The following is an 18,523-nucleotide window of genomic DNA, read 5'->3' on the forward strand; positions in this document are numbered from 1 at the left end:
AAGTATAAACAACTTCATTATCAAATTAATACTAAAGATGATTTTTGAGTCAAAAATAATTTCCCAATATTCCTACTATAGTTTTCCCGACATATATAAATCTTCTGGAATCAATATAAAAAAATAACATTCATCATATGTCCTATTAATATTTATAATTCCACGTCCTTTTAACTCCCTTGTTCTCCAAAGCAAATCGAGCACACCATGGGCAATTTGAATAATTTAACCCATATTTATTATCATTTCTCATTCAACATCACCGCACTGGTTGACAAATATCATTGATTCGTCGGCCATCTGGATACTATCTTGTACACAGATAAAAAAATATTTATATTATTTCTTTTTCGATCCCTGACGCTAGTTAAAATCTTGTTCATGTACCTCAAATTTCTGACAATTGTAACCTAATAAAAAAGGCTTACTTCTATTTAAGCCACCAATAATGATCCAAATTAAGGCACAAATAAATTATACAATGTTGTTAAAATCTTCACTGGTTTTACCAGGTGTTCATACTAACCTCACAAGAATGACTTAATTATCTTCTTTGCAAAAGATTTAAACATTACCTAATGAAGATCTTAATTACAATATTGATTTTAACAAAAATTCAAATAGAATTTTACCATAAGAGAATGCGAACCTACACCCAGATACAAATAGTAATCGATTTCTACGTAATTGGAGGTCGTGCCAAAATGAAGGATATTTATAAATACAACCTCGCCAGAGAACCAGATAAATCGAAAGTTGTATGAATAATCTTTCCACTATCCAACTATACATGTAGGCGGATGAAATGGTCCAACTAAACCTAATACCTTTTACCCAATATCTATAAATGAGCAAAAATCACTCATACCTGTTATTATCACATTTCCCGCAATATTGCAGACTAAGCCTGGAAAAACAATCAAACACTTTATATTATTATTTAGCGCACAGGATGAACCTGGGTTAAATATTTTTAAGGCCGGCTGATTGTTCCTAAGCTTATCAGCTGGCCAACCGGATGGGACTAACAGATCCAAGCTTGTTCTCCTTACAGAGACACGCCATCTGGCAAATTAGATTATGACATCTATGAAACTGTTATTTATTAATTCATCATTCCTTATTTTTAATTTTTACCACAATGCAAAAAGAAGAAAAAAAATTAATTTATATTATAGATGACGATTCAGATGATCAGGAAATTTTGATAGCAGTTATTAATGCGCTCAACCCAGGCATTAAAATGCAGGTTTTTGATAATGGAAAAAATTTTATGAACAAAATAAACGAGAACGACAATGATGATAAGCCATCACTAATTATTCTCGACTACAATATGCCTTTCTATACTGGTGTGGAGGTATTAAAAAGACTAAAAGACCAGAATAATCTAATAGGCATACCTAAGATAATCTGGAGTACAGGAACAGACATTACAATCAGAGAAGAATGTATGAACAACGGTGCGATCAATTACTACCAAAAGCCTTACCACTACTCGGGGTATTTTCTGATCGCTGAAAAAATCCTCAATTATATCATTTAAAAAATAATTATGGAAACCCTTTTATATAAAACTATACATAGGATACACCCAGGGCCACATCCTTACGCCACTGAGATGAGATGAATTCAGGACTAAATTTTCTATCATCATCTTTTTCCGGGCTTGCTCCTTCAGATCAAATGAAAATACAATAAGTTTATGCTTTTCATTATACCTTAAGTCTGTCTTCTCCTGGGCAAGGACAGCAATGTAGACTTTAGCTCCAGCTCATCGTTTAGTAATGTTTCTTTTAAACGCCCTACATACTGTTGACTTATTGCCACCTATTATTAGTGATTATCTCTCATTTTTTGTTATTATCTTCATCAAAAAAATTTCAATCAACTGGCTGTTATCCGCATACTTCGTTATCAAAGAATTGTACCATGATAGACTTATCTCATACTGAGAATCAAATTCACCGTGTCTCGAATTTTCAAGACCTCGTTGCTACGCCATTTAGTGGAGAAGTTAATGCCATCTGCTGGACTCGTAAACTAATTGGTGATTTTTCTGAGATTGTTAAAAAGGTAACGCTAAACGAAAATATAACGGTCATTGAACAAGAGGACCTTTGTGAACTTCAGTTGAGTGAACAAGGACAACTTGCCCGTGAAATTCTTTTAAATGACCTGAAGTTATTGAAAGCTCATGGCGCATCGCCAATCCTTAATGTAATTAACTACTATGATCGGGATGACTCCTACCCTTTTTTTCCAACAGATGTTTATTCTTTTCATGTAGATCGTTCTCCTATACCAACCAATACCTTTTTATGCACTTACTATGGCGAGTCAAGTGAAATATTGCCAAATTCACAAGGCAAAAAGAAAGTACTTATTCCAGAAATACGTGATGAACTCAAAAAACTATATCATGGACCAGATGAAGGTTTTGATTCATTCTTAAGTGAACATTTCTTTGATCTGCACTATCAGGCTGAACCTGATGCGCGTATAATAAGCTTAGGCCTTGGTAACCTATGGAGGTTGGCGGTTGATCATCCTGAAAGTAAGGTTCCTCCTTGTCTTCACCGTGCGCCAAAGGAAAAATCCGGACAGAATAGGTTGTTGATGATCTGTTGACACAAATACTCCGACAGCTAGCATAATGTGGCTTAGACTCCATCTGACGCTTATTTGAATCTTTATTTCTTTTGAAATCCCNNGGGATTTCAAAAGAAATAAAAGATTTATAGTCTATATAACAATGCCTGAAACTGTAAGGATAAATAGTCCCAATTACGCTATTCTCTAATGGTTGTTTTGTCTTCCATCGATTGGCGTGCAATTTCATCTTTGCGTTTAAAGCTCACACCATTGTGTTGCTTCATATAAGTAAATAATTCTTTGGTCGCCTGTACCATTTGGGGAGTGCCACCGATACGATCGTGAAAACTGATAGACATCTGTCTGCGATTATTTTCGGCTTCTTCGTATAGCTGATCAAACTCCATTTTCACCTGGTTTAGAAATTGTTCTGTCGAAAAATTCTTCCCCTCGATTAATTGGATATCGTTACACCGTAGTGTGTAAGGAACTGTTACAAAATCTTTTCCGTTTACCTTTTGTATAAAAGGCTCATCACGGCTTAAATCATCAATATGGTACAAAAAACCCAATTCCTGTAAAATCTTTAGTGTGTTTTCGCCCCGGCGAAGCCAGTTTGCATTATAACCGACCGCAGTAAAACCTGTTACCTGTTTAATTGCATCTACACCGTCTTTGATGAACTTTTTCTCCTCTTCATAAGACATTGTATATTGGGTTGACCAGTTCATACCATGTGCTGCAGCTTCATGACCCCGGTCAACAATTTCTTTTGCGAGCTTAGGATTTTTAAGTACAGCACTACCAACCATATGCGAAGTAACTTTGACACCTAATTTGTCCCAATTGTCCAACATGCGGGGAATTCCCTCTTTGTATCCATATTGATACCATGTTTCAGATGGCAGATCCCTGTAACCTTTCTGCATATTTTGAGGAAATGGACTTTCAGCATTTTCAGGTTGCCCGCCAGCTTCGAACTGCATAGAAACCGAAATCACTAACCTCGAACCATCAGACCATTTTGATCTTTTCGGTTGAGTTGCGGTATCTGAATTTGTTTGTGGTTGTGCTACAGCAGACAATGGAACGACGCCAGCCAGCAAACCCGCAGTTGTGAGTAATCCGCTTTGTCGAATAAATGTTCTTCTACTATTCATAATTCTAGTATTTGCTTAAAAATTTATCGAGAGAAATATTGTTGCTGGCTATAAACTGCAACAGCATAATGAGTACAAGCGCATGAATAATTTGAGAAGGAAGGGCTTCCCAGTTTTCAATCATACAAGTACCAAATATTAGTAGCAGCATCACGATTACGCCCGCTAGAATGGCTTTGTTGGAAAACAGACCAAGAATCAATAGAAGACCTATTATAAATTCTGCTATTGGTAACATATAACTAAAGGGCATAACCAGGCTTTGAGGTAACATTGATTTTGCAAAGGTACCGGTCATCCACTGGCTAAATCCAGCAAGTTTGGGTAGCCTAACTAATCCGTGCCCAAAAAGACTTACACCAGCCACCAGGCGTAACAGGAGATAACATAAATCAGTCATAAACATAATTTTTGTACAAATTTCAACTAAAAAGCCCGCCCGGAGCAAGGATATATGCAGGAAAAAATTGTAAAATTGCAGGTGTGGAAACAAAGAACTTATATACTACGTACGATCTGGAATTATTAGAAACTTACAATTACAGCGCAAGGGCACATAAAAATACCTTTTTCGAGATGGTATTTGTGCTGGATGGTACCGGAATCCAAATGATCAATGGGCATCAACTTCCTTATGCACCTAATAAGTTGTTTCTCATTTTCCCGCAGGATCAACATAGTTTTCAAGTTGATTCTTATAGCCGATTTTTCTTTATCCGATTCAGTAATGACTATCTAAAGCTACAAACGAGTCAAAACATTAAGGATTTGGAATATATTTTCAACAGTTATAATCACTTGCCGGGCTGCATACTAAAAACTATTACAGATAAACCATTCATCAGAGCGGCCGTTGAAGCATTGATCAGGGAAAAAGAAACCAAATCTCCCCACCAGGAAAAGATTACACAACAGCTTATCAATACCATTATCTCTTTTGCTGCCCGTAACCTTACCTTACAGGAAATAGAAGTTCTTAACGGAAATATAACCAATGTAATGCCGGTAATAAATTATCTGCACCAGTTTATATTTCAACCTGAGAAATTAAAAATTGAACAAATTGCAGCAAAATTCAATCTATCACCTAATTATATCAGTGAATATTTTAAAAAGCATACGGGCGAAAGCCTGCAACAATACATTACGCTGTATAAAATAAAATTAATTGAAAGCCGCCTGCGGCTTACCGATATGCGAATAAATGAAATTGCCTTCGAATTTGGCTTTACCGATCAAAGCCATTTGAATCGAATATTTAAAAAGTACAAAGGCGTGGTACCATCTGTATATCGTAAAGATAACAATCCCTCACAGGCAAAACAGGTTTTAAATAGAAAAGGATGAAAAAATTCCCGATCCGATTAAAAAGTTTCCACTTTGGATATAATTATTTCCGGCGGCCTGTGCACTTTTGCATTCTAATTTAATTTTGTAATGGGAATGCATCTGAGGAAACTGTATTCAGTTCTTGCGCTAATATTATCATTTTTCTTATTTAATAAGTCTGCCAGCTATGGAAATGATATAGACGACAAGCCAACAGGTATTTCTGGTATCGTTGTTACTAATAATGGAGAACCTGCTCCGGGAGTAACAGTTATTATTCAGGAACTATCAAAAGGGGCGATTACCAATGAAAATGGTATGTTTTATTTCAAAAATATCCGGGGCGGTACCTATCATCTGAAAGCATCATTAATAGGTTTGGAGGCTGTTGTGGTAGAAGTGAAGGCTGAAGAAGGCCGGGAAAACCATATTAAAATTGTATTAGGTGCTTCTTCACAAAAGCTGGAAGAAGTGGTGGTAACCAGTGGTGGTAACCGTTTTGGAAGAAAGGAAAGCATGGATGTTTCCAAAATGCCACTCGGCAATATGGAGAACCCACAGGTATATACTGTTGTAAGCAAAGAGCTGATGAAAGAACAGCTGATCACTGACTATAACAGCGCTTTTAAGAATGTACCAGGCGCCGGTATCGCAGAAATAAGAAACCAGGGTAGAACAACCTTTATTTCAAGAGGTTTTGCGACACCTCAGCTCGTACGTAATGGTGTAAGCAGCTTTACCTACACAACTATTGATCCGGTAAATCTTGAACGTATAGAGGTGATCAAAGGACCATCTGCTACATTGTTTGGTAGTACTGTATCTTCTTTCGGAGGCCTGTTTAACAGGGTAACAAAAAAACCTTTTGAGAATTTCTGGGGGGAAGTTTCATATTCTGGTGCGAGCTGGAACCTGAACCGTCTCACTATGGATATCAATTCCCCGCTAAATAAAGAGAAAACCGCATTGTTGAGGGTAAATACAGCTTTACATAGTGAGAATAGTTTCCAGGATGCAGGCTTCACCAGAAGTTTTCTGATAGCACCCAGTTTCTCATATGCAGTGAACGACAGACTGACGCTTTCCCTGGATATAGAATTCGGTTTAAATAAAGCCACTTCTCCTACCCGTCTGGCGCCTTATTCCAATGGAACGGCTAAAAGCATTGTGGACTACCATATTCCTTACAAGCTTTCTTTTGCGAATAATACTATCAACTATAACAGCCAGCAGTATAACATCTTTGCGCAAGCGAAATATATACTTTCCAAAAGCTGGACTTCTCAGACAATTGTTTCGCGAACACGATCTTCTTCTGAAGGATATGTTGTGCAACTAACAATGACATCAGATACAACAGTACGCCAGTCTGTCACTAACCAGGATTATCCTTATTATGGAACCGATATTCAGCAGAATTTCATCGGCGACTTTAAAATTGGCAGATTAAGGAATAGGATTGTTGCTGGTCTGGATTATTACAGCCTCACATCAAACCGGAATGATGCTACTGTAAACATGACCCCTATTGATGTCAGAAAGCCCGGTACAGGATATAATAACTTTACACGTGAAAAGGTAAGGCCGCTCTTTGCAAATGCTACATATACCAATTTTGTATCCGGAAGAGAAGAAACCTATAGCTCTTATGTATCTGATGTACTGAACATTACTGATAAATTATTGGTAATGGCCAGCCTGCGGGTGGACAGGTATATGAACAAAGGTTCTTATTATCCTGCTCAGGATTCAACAGCAGGGAATTATAATCAGACCGCGCTGTCACCGAAATTCGGTGCTGTATACCAGATTGTTAAAGATAAGGTCTCCATCTTCGGTAACTATATGAACGGGTTCAACAACGTTTCGGGATCTGACTTTGAGGGTAACACTTTTAAGCCAACGGAGGCTAATCAATGGGAAGGTGGGGTGAAATTAGACCTCAACAAAGTGAGTGCAACATTGAGCTACTACAATATTTCTGTTACTAATGTTACCCGTGATGATCCAGACCATGCTACCTACTCCATTCAGGATGGTACACAGTTAAGTAAAGGATATGAGGTAGAAGTAATTGCGAATCCGATAAAAGGTCTAAACATTATAGCTGGTTATACTTACAATGATAGTAAATACACAAAGGCCAATGCTTCTATACTGGGACTGAGACCCACAACAGCCGGTCCTCCTAAAGTAGGGAATCTGTGGATCAGCTACCGTCTGGCTTCCGGAGTAGCTAAAGGACTTGGTTTAGGTTTTGGGGGCATCTATGCCAGTGAATATTACCAGACAAATACCGCTTCTTTTAAGTTTAGTATCCCATCTTATACAGTGTTGGATGCGGCTGTTTTCTATGACAAACCGAGCTACAGAATTGGGTTAAAGGTGGATAATCTGACCAATGAAAAGTACTGGTCATATCGTCTGGCGGCGCAAAATCCTACTCGTGTTACGGGTAGCATGACCTTCAAGTTTTAAAAGAACTATTCATAAACAATATCAGGGGCTGACCATAATGGTCAGCCCCTCTTTTTTGATCAGAAAGACTAATAGTTTAAAAATGCCCTCTGCGCTTTCAGTGCTTCGTCCAGCGATTGCTGAATATAGATTATACCGGCTACAGCATCTGGCGTGGAAGCCCGCTTTCCAACTTCTTCAGGATTGGTAAAGTCCACATCTTCAACGCGTTCGTTAATCCACCAAAGATTACCAAACGGGTCTAAAATTCTGCTAACCTTTTCGCCAAACCATAAACTGGTAATGTTAGTAACTGATGTAGCGCCCAGCCTGATTGCTTTTTGACAGGTTGCTTCAATGTCCTCCACATATAAACTCAGAAAAACCGGCGTAGGCGCCCAGCCTGCTCTTGCATCAAACAACATGACCATCGCATCTCCTATCTTAACCACCACATGAATGATCATGCCATCAGCATTCACTATCCTGCTGTTTGGAATTTCCTGCGCATCAAAAGCAGCTTCTAAAAACTCAATTAATTTAGCCGATGATGGAGATATGATCCATGGCGTTACAGCTGTGTAATGATCAGGTATGCTCTTGATATCTTTTTTCATGATTTTATTTTATGACACAAAGGAAATATAGGGTAGTGACAACCCTATGTCAGCAGTGCAAAGATTTATTTATTTTAATATGACGGGGTTATATTGTATTGTAATAATAATCATTGCCTTCCCCGGATCAGTCAGTCTTGATATTCAAGGCTAATCCTCTAACTTTGATCCATGCAATCAAAACTTCAGGACCTTTACGGGAATATAGATATCTACCTCTTCGACCAACTACTTAAAGGTACTTATGATAATTGTAAAAAGGTGCTTGATGCAGGCTGCGGAGGCGGACGTAACCTGATTTATTTCTTAAGAAACAGCTATGATGTATATGGCATTGATCCTAATCCCAATGCGATATCAGCTGTTAAAGAATTATCACAAATACTGTCCCATACTAACCCTAAAGAGAATTTTGTAGTTGCTCCGGCTGAAAACCTGCCTTTTGATGATAATTATTTTGACCTGGTAATCAGTAGCGCAGTGTTGCACTTCGCCAACACGCCTGAACATTTTGATAATATGATCCACTCAATGTGGCGGGTGCTGAAACCCGGCGGCTATTTATTTGTAAGACTTGCATCGGATATCGGGATTGAAACGCTGGTGCATAGCATAGGCAATGGTCGCTATCGTTTGCCCGATGGCAGCGAACGTTTTTTGGTGAACCTGCAATTGCTGCTTCAATATACCGAAAACCTCAACGCCCGACTCCATGAACCGATAAAAACTACCAATGTGCAAAACCTACGGTGCATGACCACCTGGTGTTTGCAAAAAGTTTAATAAAGTTATAATGCCTTCCACAAAAGAAATAAAAAGCCTGCAATTATCCATCGCCTGCATGACCAGGATCAGGTATTGCAGCAATCTTTCCACGTATAGTATAGAACTACTGCAAATACAACATTTTTAATAAAATAATTAAATCGGTAACCAAAGTAGGACTTCCCGGTTTTTTGTTACCTTTATTATGACTTGTTTGTTGATCCGTTATTGCTGCACTATCATCCAGGAACCACGTTCATTAAATACCATACATATGAAAACACCTATGTGCATGCTGGAATGTCTTATCCTGACCCCCATGCTTTTATTGGCCCAGCAAAAACTGGTCTGGGAAGAAAATTTCGACGGCACCACCCTTAATCCACTCAACTGGACCTATGAGACCGGCGATGGTTGTTCCAAAGGCAATTGCGGCTGGGGCAATGCCGAGCTCGAATATTACACCAGTAGTACCAACAATGTAAGAGTGGAAAATGGTCACCTCGTCATTGAAGCCCGCCGGGAAGCTGTGGGAGGCAAACCATTTACCTCCGGCAGAATTAAAACCAACGGACGCGTGGCCTTCCGTTACGGCACGCTGGAAGCCAGAATCAAAGTACCTCAGGTAGGTAACGGCCTCTGGCCAGCCTTCTGGATGCTGGGTAGCACAGGTGGCGAATGGCCACACAATGGAGAGGTAGACATCCTGGAAATGGGATTTGCCGGCGCCATTGCAGCAGGAAAACCCAACAGTACTCTCAGCTCCGCGACCCATTGGTGGACGGAAAATCCGGGTGGCTATACCGGCCACGCAACCTATGCCAAAGATACCGTTACGCAAGGCACCAATCTCAACGATGACTACCACCTGTATAAACTGGTATGGGACACCGCCTTCCTGACCATTTACCTGGATGGCAACCCTTTTTACAAAATCGGGATTAATGGCGGCAATGGACTGGATGCATTTCAGCAACCATTTTATATACTACTCAATCTGGCAGTAGGTGGCAATTACCCCGGTATCTATTCTGAAAATGACGTTACAGCCCCATTACCAGGCCATATGGAGGTTGATTACATCCGGCTTTATCAGGACATCACCAAAGGAGATGAGCTGATTTTGGGTACCAATGATGCCCCTGAAGGCAATTTTGGTATTTTTACTGACAACACGGTTGTAAACAATCAGGTCACCCTGGGCAAGGATGCCAACCTTTATTATTGGAATAATATTACCAACATCCCCAACCCGGTTCCTTTCGAAGGCAGTCATGTCTGGGGCTTACACGCCGCCGCCGGCAATTGGTTCGGACTGGGGGTAGCCAATGACAACAGGAATATGGCCAACTACGCAACCAGTGGTAGCCTGAAGTTTCACATGAAGACCAGTTATACCGGCACGTTTAAAGTCGGCATTTCTACTGAAGCAGCAGAAGGCTGGATACAATTCAATGGCACAAACGAACATGGATTGGTACGCGACGGACAATGGCATGAAGTGACAATACCTGTCAGTGACTTTGGTACTGCCATCGACCTCATGACAGTAAATCAGCTATTCATGCTCTCCGGCGACGCACCTGCTACAGATGCCGATTTTTATATTGACAACATCTACTATACCGGCGGCGTATCTGACAACCCCGCTCCTACCGTAGCTATCACGAACCTGAGCAACGATACCCTATTCACCACACCTGCTGCCATTCCTATCATTACCAATGCCAATGACAGCAATGGTGGTGTAAGTAAAGTAGATTTCTATAATGGTGAAAATTACCTGGGTACAGACAGCATTGCGCCTTTCAGCTTTACATGGCAGACCAGTACACAACAGGTAGCGACACTGATTGCCAAAGCTACAGACAATCAGCAGAAACTGACTACCTCCCAACCTGTCACCGTATTCATTGCTGCACCGGGCAACACACAACCTGCTATCAGTATCACAGCTCCTACAGCTAATTCCGCTTTGATACAACCTGCAGATGTAACCATCACCACAGCTATATCTGATGACGGTACTATCTATAAAGTGGAATTTTATAATGGTACTACATTATTAGGTACAGTCGACAAAGCGCCTTATTCATTCACATGGAGTGATGTTGCACAAGGTACTTATACCATTACAGCAAAAGCCTTTGATAACGGGAAACTGAGCACCCTATCCGTTCCTGTTACATTTACGGTCCAGAGTAATGTCATCACGGCTGATAAATACGGTATTTACTCCAATGATGCCGGTATTGCCACCAAACTGACTTTCGGACAGGATGCCAATCTGTATGTCTGGAATAACCTGACTACCATCAGCAACGCGACTCCTTATGAAGGTAGCGATGTCATGGCATTTACAGCGGCAGCAGGCAACTGGTTCGGACTTGGTGTAGCCAATGACCTGAGAGACCTGTCTCATTTCACGAACGGCTACCTGAAATTCTGGTTTAAGACCAGCTATTCAGGATCATTCCGCTTTACTATCATTGCTTCAAACGCAAGTGCCGCCATTGAATATGCAGCCGGGGAACAGAAACTCGGACTGATTCGTGATGGACAATGGCATGAAGTAACAATACCTGTGAGCAGTCTGAGTGGTATCGATCTCACCGCTATTACACAGGCATTTACCTTCTCTGGTGATGCGCCTGCAACGGCTGCTGATTTTTACATCGACAATGTTTATTATACCACCACAGAAAATGAAGTAAGTGGTGATAATCTTGCATTGAATAAACAGGTGACTGTATCTTCTCTGGAAAACGATCTGTATACAGGTGCAAATGCAGTCGATGGTGATACTACCACCCGCTGGTCCAGTACCTTCGCTGATCCGCAATATATTACTGTTGACTTAGCAGCTGATTACAACATCAGGGAAGTGAAAATTAAATGGGAAGCAGCAGCGGCACAGAATTACCTGGTACTCGCTTCTACAGATCTGAACAACTGGGATACCATAAAAACAGTCACCGGAAACTCCACATTGAATAATGACCTCACCGGTTTATCAGGTCATGGACGATACCTGCGGGTATATGGTACCAGCAGAATTACGGTGTATGGTTATTCCATTTATGAACTGGAGGTATATGGTAGTCTGCACACAGCCAGTGCTCTTACCTACAGCAAAGCAACAACGGCATGGCAGGTGAGCATATATCCCAACCCGGTAACAGGCGATCAGTTGCAGGTAAAAAGTACCCAGCTTCCTAAACTACTGCGGGTGATGGATGTGAATGGTAAAGTAGTAGCTGTGAAACAGCAAACATTCACCGCAGATGTAAGCCAATTGCCAAATGGTATGTATATACTGCAGGTAATAAATGATAAAGGTGAAACACGGATATTGAAATTTATCCGTCAATAATGTGCTTTGGGAGGGACATTGCTTTTTACTGTTAATGCAATTTGCAGAAAATAGCGCTCCAATACTTATGAAAATAGAAAATAATACATAAAAAGTATTACCTTTAAGGCTTTAACACCTCAATATTGAAGCCTTTTATACATCCAATTAAAAAAGAAAACCCTATAATATGGGTAAAATTTCTGCTGATTCTCCTTGTTATTTTCTATGCATGGACTATTGCCAGCACACTCAATATAGTAGTCGATTATTTACAATGTAAAAGTTGCCATTTTGGCCTCTACTTATTCCTGAAATTCTTTTCACTGTTCTACATACCCTGTGCCTTCTATAAACTGTCAAAACCGAAGAAACTGTGGGGCTGGATCTACATTTATGCTGAACAACTGTTCTCTCTGGTCATTCACTTAGGAATGGCATATAGTTACTTCACAGGCAATGGCAGCATCAGCGGCTTTCTGATACCAGTAATGATAAGGGGATTCTTTGTTTATTGCTTATGCATAGATCCGCTAGCCGAATATTTTGGCGCCTATGTTGGGTATAGACAAATAGCCAGAACCATTATCATTCCCTTTGCAGTGATCTATATTCTAATAATGTACCTCTTCTGAAATTATTAAAAGCTACGAAACAATACGCACCACACCGATGGTTGCAATCCCTGTCAACACAATTTTTTCAATATTAGAAACCATAAGCTCGTTCACTGCAAAAGCTCCTTTCGGAACATACATGCTTTATTCAGGAGATCACAAACATAGGTGGATTTCAGTTAAATATATAAATTTAGGTTGTCCGCTTCTCCAGTAGCGATACCCCAAAAAGTGCCACAAATATCCCCAATGTTAAACTCATCTCCAACCAGTACTCGTAAGGTTTAACCCATATCTCATCCAGAACATTCCATCTTCCCATTATCTCCACGAAATTCCAGAATATTATTACCGTTGGGATAGCATATCGGATGGCATAACCCATTTGCTTTACCCTGAATAAATTGCGGATCAGGAATAACGACCATAACAATGATCCGAAGGCAATCAGGTATGTTACGGGATGACGATCTCCCAAGAAAGTATGATCATAAGAGAATAATAATACCAGGTAGAATGTCCAGAGTAATGCTATTAATTCTACTGTCGTAATAACAGCAAAGTTCTTTTGTGCTTTAATGGGTTGATTACGGGGAACAGGTATCCTTAAATGTGTCTGTAACCAGGAGAAGAATACACATCCTGTTTTTGCGCTGAACAGGTAATGCAATATCATGATCACAAGAAATCCCGCTGATGCAGGCATGATCAGGTACTCAGGTTTGGTAACTACTTTTCCATTTTCAATGAGGGGTTGTACATTGTACCGGTGTGCAATGTAAACGAAACCGAATTCTATCCAGCCTGTCCAAATGAATAAGCCGGCAAATAGTCCGGCAAATGTACCTTTATTCTCCGTTTTCAGTCTGCTACCGATGATAAGGAGCAGTAATCCTGCCAATCCGAGCAGGAAGGCAGCCAGGTAAACATGTGCATGACCAAAGGTTTTCTCCATTACAATCATCAGGGCATGTCCAAGAGGCATAGTGAGTAAAACAGTCAGGAATGCCAGCAGACCCGTGAATCTTTTCAAGTATTTCATTATTATTTAATTATGCTTTCTGATAGAAAAAACGGGGAGATGAGTGGAGTAATTCATCTATTGGAGTATTCCGTCTTCGGATGTAAAAGTAAGCCTATTTGTCATAAAACTGCAACAAATCCATACTTTGTCATGATAATTTTCATAAGTAATTGATAACTATATGAGTATTTTCAATTACATGATACCATTCCTTTTTGAAACTTTAAAAGTCTACATTTAGTTGTTGTCTAAAAAGCATTCAGCACTCAAATATTTACTCCCAAAAATTCCATATGGCAAAGCTCTTATCTCTACTTGCACTAATGATATACACGCATTGCTTACAAGCACAAGATTTCGGCGCATATCAAAAACATGTTTTTATTCATGGTGCTGATACATTACGCTACAGAATTTTATACCCTGAAAATTATAAAGAACACTCCTACCCTTTAGTCGTTTTCCTTCATGGAGCCGGCGAAAGAGGGAATGACACCCAAATTATTTTGCAGCGGCATTCTCCATTTGCGGACAAGCCAACATCAAATTATTTACAGAAAAGGCACGCCATGTTCCCATATGGATCTTTCACGGTGAGGTAGATAATGTAATTCCTGTTAACCCTAACAGACAACTGTATAAATCATTAAAAGATCATGGAGCTAAAAACGTGAAATACACTGAATATCCGGCGTATACCACAATAGCTGGGTGAATGCTTTTGCAGAGCCCAATCTTCTGCCATGGTTATTCTCTTTTAAAAAATAAGCCATATTATCTACAAATTTCAAGCAAACCTCCAATCAATTCCTTTTACATTAGACGGTTTTATTCTCCCTATGGGCAAGGTTATCTACACAAAACAAAACCCTAAAAAAGCCCCGTTTTCCATCTGGCAGTGACTTTACCAATGAGGGCATGAATATTGGCTCATTCAGTTGTAAATAATAATCAAAAAAAATTTATGGCAAATATCACAGGTGGAAAACCTACAACTGAAAAAGACAATAAGTCCTTAGCAAAGTCTACCGGCAAAAATGAAAAAATGGGAAATAACGAATTCCATAAATTCTTTGTTGACGAACTAAAAGATATTTACTGGGCAGAAAAACATCTTGTAAAAGCTTTACCTAAAATGAAAAAAGCAGCTACCAGTACTGAATTGGCTAGTGCATTCGAAAAGCATACACAAGAGACACAAACTCACATCGAAACATTGGAACAGGTATTTAGCCTATTAGGAGAAAAACCAGCGACGAAAAAATGTGATGCAATGGAAGGCCTCTTAGCTGAAGCAAATTCAATAATTGATGATACCGATAAGGATACTATGATCAGAGATGCGGGTCTGATTCTCGCAGCGCAAAAAGTAGAACACTATGAGATTGCTACTTATGGAACACTAAGAGCTTTCGCTCAGAACATGGGTAATACAGATGTCGAAGATTTATTACAACAGACGTTGGAAAATGAAAAAGCGACAGACGTTGCACTGACTGAAATAGCAGAAGCAAGTATTAACGAAACTGCCAGCGAAGAATAAGGAACATTATTTTATAAAATATAGCGTTACTCCCGGAGCTTGTATCAAACAATGGTACAGGCTTCTTTTTTGCTCCTGATAAACCAATTATAAAAAAAGAAACCAGAAATAATTCCGGCCTCTTTTCCTTCTACTAAGAATTGCTATATCCTCAGTAATTAAATTCTCCCTTTCGATGCAAAAGAGCATATAGTATTTATCCGCAAAAAGATGGCAGGCAATAACACCCTATCAAAATATCTTATTACGTCAGCATATGGTCCAATGCTCCCCCTATACCTTTCAGGCAATTCAATAGCAATGGCAACAGATCGCGATGGCATTCTATGCAATCTAAAGTCCTTTTTCTGGTAAAACATAAGTATAAAATTTATTGTGAACTTATATATAATGCCCCCAATATCGTTCCCCCATTATTACTTACACTCAGAATAATGGGGAACCAGTCAGTGAAGAAGCCTGCCTATAGACAACCTGGCAAATAAAACAGGGGTCAATTATATTTTTATATAGATACATTTCGCAGTAATGTCGCTGTTATTATTGCCCAAAACGGGAATTCAGGGATTTATTCAGTCCTGCGCCATTTTCTCTCACTTCCTGTAAATGCACGCCTATCAAACTAATGCTTTAAAATAATCACTGTAGCTTAAACCGGGTATATTTTTTGGATATGTCCTTTTAACTATGTAAGTGCTAAAACATAATTTTTCTTATTTCACGCCTTCACGAGTCTCCAGGAACACTATCATTATAAATAATTACGTATGAATAATTTACCAAATAGACAGCCAAAGGCTGACTTAATTTGCTTTTCACATCTGCGCTGGAATTTCGTATTCCAGCGGCCACAACATCTAATGACGAGATTTACCGGATATATGCGCGTATTTTATGTAGAAGAATATGTAATTGATAACGTAGAGATCCCTTTTCTTCAGGTGAATAACATTGATGAAAATCTCTGGATTGTCACACCAAACTTACCTGAAAACTTAATTAAAGAAGAGAAAAATATCATAACGGGACTCATCGAGCAATTAATGGAAACGTACCAAATAACCAGATTTATTAGTTGGTACTATACTCCTATGGCCATGAATTATAGCCGTAACCTGCAACCTGAAAAAATGATTTTTGATTGCATGGATGAATTGTCTGCTTTTAAGTTTTCACCACCGGAGCTAAAACAACGGGAACATGAATTACTAAACCGGTGCGACATGGTTTTTACAGGCGGAGATAGTCTTTTTCAGATCAAACGTAATCAGCATGATTCTGTGTTTTTATTTCCAAGTAGCATAGACTTTCAGCACTTTTCATCAGCACGGTCTTCCCTTCCCGATCCCGAGGATCAGCGTGATATCCCATTTCCAAGAATGGGCTTCTTCGGTGTCATAGATGAAAGATTTGACATCTCACTATTGAAGAAAATGGCTAATAAAAGGCCACACTGGCATTTTATTATGCTGGGACCAATCGTTAAAATCGATCCGGCTTCATTACCCAATAATGCAAATATTCACTACCTGGGCATGAAGACATACGATCAGCTGCCAACATATATTAGCAATTGGGAAGTCGCATTAATCTTATTCGCACTCAATGAATCAACCCGGTTTATTAGTCCTACGAAAACGCCTGAGTATCTGGCAGCAGGCAAACCAGTTGTATCTACCCCAATTGCAGATGTAGTTAAAGCATATGGAGTAAAAGACCTTGTACAGATAGCTACCAGTGCAGAAACTTTTATAGTAGCCATTCAAAAAGCTATGGATAACCCAAACAATCAAAAATGGAAAAAAGCTGTTGATGCAAATCTGGCTGCTAATTCATGGGATCTTACCTGGAAAAAAATGGCCACATTGATCGGCATTGACTTAATTAAAGGTAACCAAGAGGCTCATTCTAAAAACACTAAAATATATGTATGATTATGTGATAATCGGTGCCGGCTTTGCAGGAAGTGTACTTGCTGAAAGGCTCGCTAATGATGGTAATAAGAAAGTTTTATTGATCGATAAACGCAATCATATAGGCGGGAATGCATATGATTATTACGACGATGCAGGTATACTTATTCATAAATACGGACCTCATATTTTCCATACTAATTCCCCGGATATATTTAAATATTTATCTGATTTTACAAAATGGCGGAGTTATGAGCACAGGGTTTTAACTGCTGTAGATGGCCAATTACTACCTATGCCCATTAATCTGGATACTGTAAACCGACTATATAATCTCAACCTCACCAGTGAAGAACTTGTTACCTACTTCGCTGAAAAAGCAGAAGATGTTGATATCATTAATACCTCTGAAGATGTGATAGTGAGCCAGATTGGAAGAGATCTGTATGAGAAATTTTTCCGTGGATATACCCGCAAGCAATGGGATGCCGATCCTTCAGAATTAAGTGCCATGGTAACTTCCCGGATTCCCGTTCGCACAAACCGGGACGATAGATATTTTTCAGACTCGTTTCAGGTAATGCCATTACATGGATATACCCGTATGTTTGAAAATATGCTGACGCATCCTAATATCAATATCATGTTACAAACCGACTATCATGATATCAAGGATGCCATTGTATATAAACAGCTGATCTTTACAGGACCTATTGACGAATACTTTGATTATTGCTATGGTAAGCTACCATATCGTTCATTAAAGTTTAAACATCAGACACTGGACCAGCCAGCTATGCAAAGTGTAGCAGTCGTAAACTATCCAAATGAGCAGGAATATACACGTATCACCGAGTATAAACATCTAACCGGCCAGGTACATGCCCAAACTTCTATTACTTACGAATATCCATGCTGGGATGGAGATCCGTTCTACCCTGTTCCAAAATCAGAAAACCAGGAACTATATCGTAAGTATGCAGCTTTGGCCAAAGAAGTTCCTGATGTACATTTTGCAGGCAGATTAGGAACGTATCGTTATTACAATATGGATCAGGTAGTAGCACAGGCCCTCACGCTTTACAAAAAGCTTATCACCAATGATTCTCTGATAAGGGAGGCGATTGCAGAGACATTACCATAAACCAGAT

Annotated in this window: 15 protein-coding genes; 11 read left to right on the forward strand and 4 right to left on the reverse strand. The window is 39.4% G+C overall.

Translation table 11 applies throughout. The annotated features are described in order from the left end of the window. The first annotated feature begins 1,141 nt into the window (after positions 1-1,141). Together BW716_RS28465 and BW716_RS28470 are read left to right on the forward strand one after the other, a co-directional pair. Complete coding sequence (locus tag BW716_RS28465; protein WP_083729410.1) at positions 1,142-1,546, forward strand: PleD family two-component system response regulator; 405 nt, start codon at positions 1,142-1,144, stop codon at positions 1,544-1,546. A 386-nt stretch (positions 1,547-1,932) separates the two neighbouring features. After that, positions 1,933-2,631, forward strand: coding sequence for a hypothetical protein (locus tag BW716_RS28470; RefSeq protein WP_083729412.1), 699 nt, complete (start codon positions 1,933-1,935; stop codon positions 2,629-2,631). Positions 2,632-2,792: 161 nt separating this feature from the next. On the opposite strand, the gene BW716_RS28475 is transcribed toward BW716_RS28470, so the two are convergent. After that, positions 2,793-3,755 (reverse strand): polysaccharide deacetylase family protein, encoded by a 963-nt coding sequence (locus BW716_RS28475; protein WP_083729414.1) that lies wholly within the window; start codon positions 3,753-3,755, stop codon positions 2,793-2,795. A 4-nt stretch (positions 3,756-3,759) separates the two neighbouring features. Further along, positions 3,760-4,155: a DoxX family membrane protein gene (locus BW716_RS28480; RefSeq protein ID WP_083729485.1), complete on the reverse strand. Its 396-nt coding sequence runs from the start codon at positions 4,153-4,155 to the stop codon at positions 3,760-3,762. A gap of 83 nt (positions 4,156-4,238) precedes the next feature. On the opposite strand from BW716_RS28480, the gene BW716_RS28485 reads away from it, so the two are divergent. Beyond that, positions 4,239-5,102 carry an AraC family transcriptional regulator gene (locus tag BW716_RS28485; RefSeq protein WP_083729416.1) on the forward strand — a complete coding sequence of 288 codons (864 nt, stop codon included), beginning with the start codon at positions 4,239-4,241 and terminating at the stop codon, positions 5,100-5,102. A 96-nt stretch (positions 5,103-5,198) separates the two neighbouring features. Then, positions 5,199-7,562 (forward strand): TonB-dependent receptor, encoded by a 2,364-nt coding sequence (locus BW716_RS28490; protein WP_235643966.1) that lies wholly within the window; start codon positions 5,199-5,201, stop codon positions 7,560-7,562. Positions 7,563-7,630: 68 nt separating this feature from the next. Here the strand turns inward: BW716_RS28490 and BW716_RS28495 are convergent, their stop codons facing one another. Next, the gene (locus tag BW716_RS28495; RefSeq protein ID WP_083729420.1) at positions 7,631-8,158 is read right to left on the reverse strand and encodes a VOC family protein; all 528 of its coding nucleotides are present in this window, start codon (positions 8,156-8,158) and stop codon (positions 7,631-7,633) included. 171 nt (positions 8,159-8,329) lie between these two features. On the opposite strand from BW716_RS28495, the gene BW716_RS28500 reads away from it, so the two are divergent. Both BW716_RS28500 and BW716_RS28505 read left to right on the forward strand, forming a co-directional pair. Further along, entirely contained in the window at positions 8,330-8,941 is a 612-nt protein-coding gene (locus tag BW716_RS28500) for a class I SAM-dependent methyltransferase (RefSeq protein ID WP_083729422.1), read from the forward strand. A 256-nt stretch (positions 8,942-9,197) separates the two neighbouring features. Continuing rightward, positions 9,198-12,296, forward strand: coding sequence for an Ig-like domain-containing protein (locus BW716_RS28505; protein WP_179091311.1), 3,099 nt, complete (start codon positions 9,198-9,200; stop codon positions 12,294-12,296). 789 nt (positions 12,297-13,085) lie between these two features. Here BW716_RS28505 and BW716_RS28515 read toward each other — a convergent pair. Beyond that, positions 13,086-13,934 carry a hypothetical protein gene (locus BW716_RS28515; protein ID WP_083729428.1) on the reverse strand — a complete coding sequence of 283 codons (849 nt, stop codon included), beginning with the start codon at positions 13,932-13,934 and terminating at the stop codon, positions 13,086-13,088. Between the two features lie 275 nt (positions 13,935-14,209). On the opposite strand from BW716_RS28515, the gene BW716_RS28520 reads away from it, so the two are divergent. The 5 genes from BW716_RS28520 (at position 14,210) to glf (ending at position 18,516) form a co-directional block, all read left to right on the forward strand. Continuing rightward, the gene (locus BW716_RS28520; protein WP_220388854.1) at positions 14,210-14,518 is read left to right on the forward strand and encodes a hypothetical protein; all 309 of its coding nucleotides are present in this window, start codon (positions 14,210-14,212) and stop codon (positions 14,516-14,518) included. An 8-nt stretch (positions 14,519-14,526) separates the two neighbouring features. Next, the gene (locus tag BW716_RS39210; RefSeq protein ID WP_368678051.1) at positions 14,527-14,631 is read left to right on the forward strand and encodes a hypothetical protein; all 105 of its coding nucleotides are present in this window, start codon (positions 14,527-14,529) and stop codon (positions 14,629-14,631) included. Positions 14,632-14,880: 249 nt separating this feature from the next. After that, positions 14,881-15,459, forward strand: a complete 579-nt coding sequence (locus tag BW716_RS28525) for a ferritin-like domain-containing protein (RefSeq protein WP_083729487.1) — start codon at positions 14,881-14,883, stop codon at positions 15,457-15,459. 767 nt (positions 15,460-16,226) lie between these two features. Beyond that, positions 16,227-17,393 carry a glycosyltransferase gene (locus BW716_RS28530; RefSeq protein ID WP_143709087.1) on the forward strand — a complete coding sequence of 389 codons (1,167 nt, stop codon included), beginning with the start codon at positions 16,227-16,229 and terminating at the stop codon, positions 17,391-17,393. Continuing rightward, on the forward strand, positions 17,386-18,516 hold the full coding sequence (glf, locus tag BW716_RS28535) for a UDP-galactopyranose mutase (protein WP_083729432.1): 1,131 nt from the start codon (positions 17,386-17,388) through the stop codon (positions 18,514-18,516). Before BW716_RS28530 ends, glf begins: the two co-directional genes overlap by 8 nt. Positions 18,517-18,523: the final 7 nt, after the last annotated feature.

The sequence above is a fragment of the [Flexibacter] sp. ATCC 35208 genome (assembly GCF_001975825.1).
Lineage (GTDB): Bacteria > Bacteroidota > Bacteroidia > Chitinophagales > Chitinophagaceae > Chitinophaga.

Bases quoted from the DNA above. Each gene is read 5' to 3' on its own strand.
- BW716_RS28515 (WP_083729428.1), bottom strand. From the start codon at position 13,934: ATGAAATACTTGAAAAGATTCACGGGTCTGCTGGCATTCCTGACTGTT.
- BW716_RS28530 (WP_143709087.1), top strand. From the start codon at position 16,227: ATGAATAATTTACCAAATAGACAGCCAAAGGCTGACTTAATTTGCTTT.
- BW716_RS28465 (WP_083729410.1), top strand. From the start codon at position 1,142: ATGCAAAAAGAAGAAAAAAAATTAATTTATATTATAGATGACGATTCA.
- BW716_RS28470 (WP_083729412.1), top strand. From the start codon at position 1,933: ATGATAGACTTATCTCATACTGAGAATCAAATTCACCGTGTCTCGAAT.
- BW716_RS28475 (WP_083729414.1), bottom strand. From the start codon at position 3,755: ATGAATAGTAGAAGAACATTTATTCGACAAAGCGGATTACTCACAACT.
- BW716_RS28500 (WP_083729422.1), top strand. From the start codon at position 8,330: ATGCAATCAAAACTTCAGGACCTTTACGGGAATATAGATATCTACCTC.
- BW716_RS28490 (WP_235643966.1), top strand. From the start codon at position 5,199: ATGCATCTGAGGAAACTGTATTCAGTTCTTGCGCTAATATTATCATTT.
- glf (WP_083729432.1), top strand. From the start codon at position 17,386: ATGTATGATTATGTGATAATCGGTGCCGGCTTTGCAGGAAGTGTACTT.
- BW716_RS28525 (WP_083729487.1), top strand. From the start codon at position 14,881: ATGGCAAATATCACAGGTGGAAAACCTACAACTGAAAAAGACAATAAG.
- BW716_RS28495 (WP_083729420.1), bottom strand. From the start codon at position 8,158: ATGAAAAAAGATATCAAGAGCATACCTGATCATTACACAGCTGTAACG.
- BW716_RS28520 (WP_220388854.1), top strand. From the start codon at position 14,210: ATGGCAAAGCTCTTATCTCTACTTGCACTAATGATATACACGCATTGC.
- BW716_RS28505 (WP_179091311.1), top strand. From the start codon at position 9,198: ATGAAAACACCTATGTGCATGCTGGAATGTCTTATCCTGACCCCCATG.
- BW716_RS28480 (WP_083729485.1), bottom strand. From the start codon at position 4,155: ATGACTGATTTATGTTATCTCCTGTTACGCCTGGTGGCTGGTGTAAGT.